This is a genomic window from Microbacterium sp. HMWF026, from assembly GCF_003061325.1.
In the GTDB taxonomy this organism is placed as follows: Bacteria; Actinomycetota; Actinomycetes; order Actinomycetales; family Microbacteriaceae; genus Microbacterium; species Microbacterium testaceum_E.
This window is the reverse complement of sequence record NZ_QAJB01000172.1, coordinates 1-4,005: the sequence shown is the minus strand read 5'-3', so window position 1 is coordinate 4,005 and position 4,005 is coordinate 1. Positions and strand designations below refer to the sequence as shown.

Sequence of the window (4,005 nt, the reverse complement as noted above, 5' to 3'; positions counted from 1 at the left end):
GGGTGGGGCGAGGAATGCGAGCTGACGGAGCGCTCGACGCGCGACCGGCTGCGGCGGCGTCGGGCGCTCGTCACGCGCTCATCGCGATGAGCTTCGCGACGGTGTTGGCGTTGCGCGCGGTGCCGACGACGCCGAGTCGCTTCTCGATGTAGCCCGCCTGCACCCTGGACCCGCCGATGCCCTCGGGGTAACGCACGAACACTTCACGGCCGTCGACCACGGCTTCTTCCGGCGCGTCGGCGGGGAGCTCGAGCACCGCGTTCCGGGCGGGCTCGGCGAGGAACACCGTCTGCACCCATCGCCCCTCGGTGGCGTCGGCGAAGGGGTTCCGCGCGTGCGCAGCGGCGAGCTCGGCGTGGGTGCGCACGATGACGGGCAGGTCGAAGCCGAAGGCCTCGCGGACGGCGTCGCGCACGAGCCCGGCAATGTGTTCGGGAGAGCGTCCCCCGTCGTCGAGAACGACGTTTCCGGCGACCTGCAGTGTCTCGACCTCGCCCAGACCCGCGGATGCCAGGACCTCGCGCAGCGCGACCATCTTCAGGGCCGTGGGCCCGCCGACCCCGCGGATCAGCGCGACGGAGCGTGACATGGTGCGACCCTACGCCGTGTACGTCCCGACCGGACGGGGGGAACGACGCCTCAGGCGAAAGAGGACGGACACGCCACGGCGCTCAGGAGAGGTCCGTGCGCGCCGCGCACTCACGCCGAGTCGCGGCCCAGCGTCTCGAGCAGGCGCAGCCACACCTCGCTGACCGTCGGGTACGACGGCACCGCATGCCACAGGCGCTTGACGGGCACCTCGCCGACGATCGCGATCGTCGCGGAGTGCAGCAGCTCGGCGATGTCGGGGCCGACGAACGTCGCACCGACGAGCACGTGCCGGTCGAGGTCGACGATCGCCCGTGCCTGACCGACGTAGGCGTCGGACTGCTCGCTCGACCCGGCGATGCTCGCGAGGTCGTAGTCGAGCACCTTGACGTTCAGACCCTGCTCTTCGGCCTTCTTCGCGGTGAGGCCGACCGAGGCGACCTCGGGGTCGGTGAAGGTCACCTGGGGAACGGCGTCGTGATCGGCGGTGGCGACGTGTGCTCCCCACGGTGTGTCGTCGATCTCGGCGCCCCGTGCGCGTGCGGCGATGACGTCGCCCGCCGCGCGGGCCTGATACTTGCCCTGGTGCGTGAGCAGCGCGCGGTGGTTGACGTCGCCCACGGCGTACAACCAGTCGGAGCCGCGCACGCGCAGGGTGTCGTCGACGTCGATCCAGTCGCCGGGGGTGAGGCCCACGGCATCCAGTCCGAGGTCCTGCGTGCGGGGCGTGCGGCCGACCGCAACGAGCACCTCGTCGGCCGTCACCGTCGTGCCGTCCGACAGCTCGAGCACGGCGCGGCCGTCGTCGTCGCGGCGCGCCGCGGTGGTGTCGGCGCCCAGCTTCACGGTGACGCCGCGGTCGCGCAGGGCGGATGCCACGAGCTCTCCGGCGAACGGCTCGTTGCCGCCGAGCAGGCCCGAGCGGGCGATGATCGTGACGTCGGTGCCGAGGCTCTGGAACGCCGTGGCCATCTCGGCGCCCACGACGCCCCCGCCGAGTATGGCGAGCGACGCCGGCACCTGCTCGACCGCGGTGGCCTCGCGACTGGTCCAGGGGGCGATGTCGGCGAGGCCCGGGATGTCGGGCAGAAGGGCGGCCGACCCGGTGCAGACGGCGACCGCGTGTCGGGCGACGAGGTCGGTGGTCGAGCCGTCGGCGGCGGTGACGCGCACCGTCTTCTCGCCCGTGAGTGTGCCGTGGCCGCGCACGAGGTCGATGCCCGCGCCCTGCAGCCACTGCACCTGGCCCGAGTCGTCGTAGTTGCTGGTCATGCTGTCGCGGCGGCGCAGGACGGCGGCGACGTCGAGGTCGCCGGTCACCGCCTGCTTCGCCCCGTCGATGTCGCGCGCGGCGCGCAACGCGGCGGCGCTGCGCAGCAGGGCCTTGGACGGCATGCACGCCCAGTACGAGCACTCGCCGCCGATGAGCTCGGACTCGACGATGGCGGCGGTCAGGCCCGCCTGCACGGCGCGGTCGGCGACGTTCTCGCCGACAGGCCCCGCTCCGATGACGATGAGGTCGTATTCGCGTTCGCTCATGCGGCTCACGCTACTCAGGGTGTCCGACATCGCGCGGGGGTTGCGGAAGGATCGCGGACGCACCCGAGCGCAGACCGCCGTCGAGCGGAGGCGTTCCGGTGGCTCCGGTCGCGGGCATCCGTGCACCGGCGCCCGCCGGCCCCGGAGGCCTCCGCCGAGGATCGCGGTGCCGACGCCCGCGCCGCGCGGTCGTCCCACGGCCGTGTCCGATTTCCGCCAGCCGATGTCGGCGGTGGGTGGCAGGGTGGATGCCATGACCCCCACCGCCGACGCCGGAACCGGCCCGCTGGCACCCGGCTTCACCGAGCGCTACCGGGTGATCCAGTCGCGCGATCGGCGCTTCGACGGGCAGTTCGTCACCGCGGTGCGCTCGACGCGCATCTACTGCCGTCCCAGTTGTCCGGCGCGGACGCCCCTCGAGCAGAACGTCACCTTCTACGCCACCTCGGCGGCCGCGCACGAGGCGGGGTACCGCGCCTGCAAGAGGTGTCTGCCCGAGGCGGCCCCCGGGTCGCCGATGTGGGACGTGCGCTCCGACGTCGCCGCGCGGGCGATGCGGTTGATCGCCGATGGGGTCGTCGATCGCGAGGGGGTCCCGGGGCTCGCGAGCCGGCTGGGGTACTCCTCGCGTCACCTCACCCGCGTCCTGGCCGCCGAGCTGGGGGCGGGTCCGCTCGCCCTCGCGCGCGCGCACCGGGCGCACACGGCCCGAGCGCTGCTCGTGGGCACCGACCTGTCGTCCGCCGACGTGGCGTTCTCGTCCGGGTTCTCGAGCATCCGCCAGTTCACCGAGACCATCGGCGAGGTCTTCGGCATGCCCCCCAGCGCCCTGCGCGCGCGCCGACCCTCGAGCGCGCACGGCGAGGCGTCCGCCGGAGAGATCGACCTGGCGCTTCCCGTGCGCGGCCCCATCGACACGGTCGGCCTGTTCGGGTGGATGCGGGCGCACGCCATCCCGGGCGTCGAGGCGGGCGACGACCGCTCCTTCTCGCGGGTCGTGCGCCTGCCCGGCGGGCCCGTGTGGTTCGAGGTGCGGCTCGCCGACGACGGTCGACTCCGGCTGCGCGCCCGTCTCTCCACGCTCGCCGACCTCGGCACGCTCATCTCGCGCGTGCGGCGCCTGTTCGACCTCGATGCCGACCCGCTCGCGGTCGACGAGGCGCTGGCGCAGCACCCCGAGCTCGCCCCGGCGGTCGCGGCGATCCCCGGCGTGCGGGTGCCGGGTGCCGTCGACCCCGACGAGATGCTGCTGCGCGCCATGATCGGCCAGCAGATCAGCGTGGCGTCCGCGCGCACGATGCAGGGGCGCCTCGCCGCCGAGCTCGGCGAGAGCGTCGACATCGGTCCCGCACCCTCGATCCTGTTCCCCCCGCCGGCCGTGATCGCCGAGCGCGGTCTCGAGGTGCTGCGCGGACCCGCCGCGCGCATGCGGGCGATCGTCGAGGCCGCGGCGGCCCTCGCCGACGGGTCGCTGACACTCGGGCCCGGCGACGACCGCGTCGAGCAGCGCGAACGTCTTCTCGCGATGCGCGGGATCGGGCCGTGGACGGCCGACTACGTGCGCATGCGCGTGCTCGGCCATCCCGATGTGCTGCTCCCCGGCGACGTCGCTGCCCGCGCGGGCGCCGCCGCCCTCGGGCTGCCCTCCGACCCGGCCGGCTTCACCGCCTGGTCCGAACGCCTCGCCCCGTGGCGCAGCTACGCGATGGCGCACTACTGGTACGCCGCCCCCGTCACGCAGGCCTGGCGATCGCCCGCCGCCGCCCGTCCCGTCCGTCCTCCCGAGAGCGAGATGCCCGCATGACCACCATCCCCCCGCCCCGCACGGCGACCCTGCAGATCGTCGACACCCCCGACGGCGGCTTCGCGATCCTCTCC

3 protein-coding genes are annotated in these 4,005 nt (G+C 74.0%); 1 reads left to right on the top strand and 2 read right to left on the bottom strand.

Features of this window, described 5'->3' with window-relative positions; genetic code table 11:
* Positions 1–70: 70 nt before the first annotated feature.
* Both DBR36_RS07395 and DBR36_RS07390 read right to left on the bottom strand, forming a co-directional pair.
* Positions 71–589 carry a DUF1697 domain-containing protein gene (locus DBR36_RS07395; RefSeq protein WP_108318241.1) on the bottom strand — a complete coding sequence of 173 codons (519 nt, stop codon included), beginning with the start codon at positions 587–589 and terminating at the stop codon, positions 71–73.
* Positions 590–699: 110 nt separating this feature from the next.
* A complete protein-coding gene (locus tag DBR36_RS07390) occupies positions 700–2,127 on the bottom strand; it encodes an NAD(P)/FAD-dependent oxidoreductase (protein WP_108318240.1) in 1,428 nt (475 codons plus the stop codon).
* Positions 2,128–2,380: 253 nt separating this feature from the next.
* Here DBR36_RS07390 and DBR36_RS07385 point away from each other — a divergent pair, with 253 nt between their 5' ends.
* The gene (locus DBR36_RS07385) at positions 2,381–3,931 is read left to right on the top strand and encodes an AlkA N-terminal domain-containing protein (RefSeq protein ID WP_108318239.1); all 1,551 of its coding nucleotides are present in this window, start codon (positions 2,381–2,383) and stop codon (positions 3,929–3,931) included.
* Positions 3,932–4,005 lie beyond the last annotated feature (74 nt).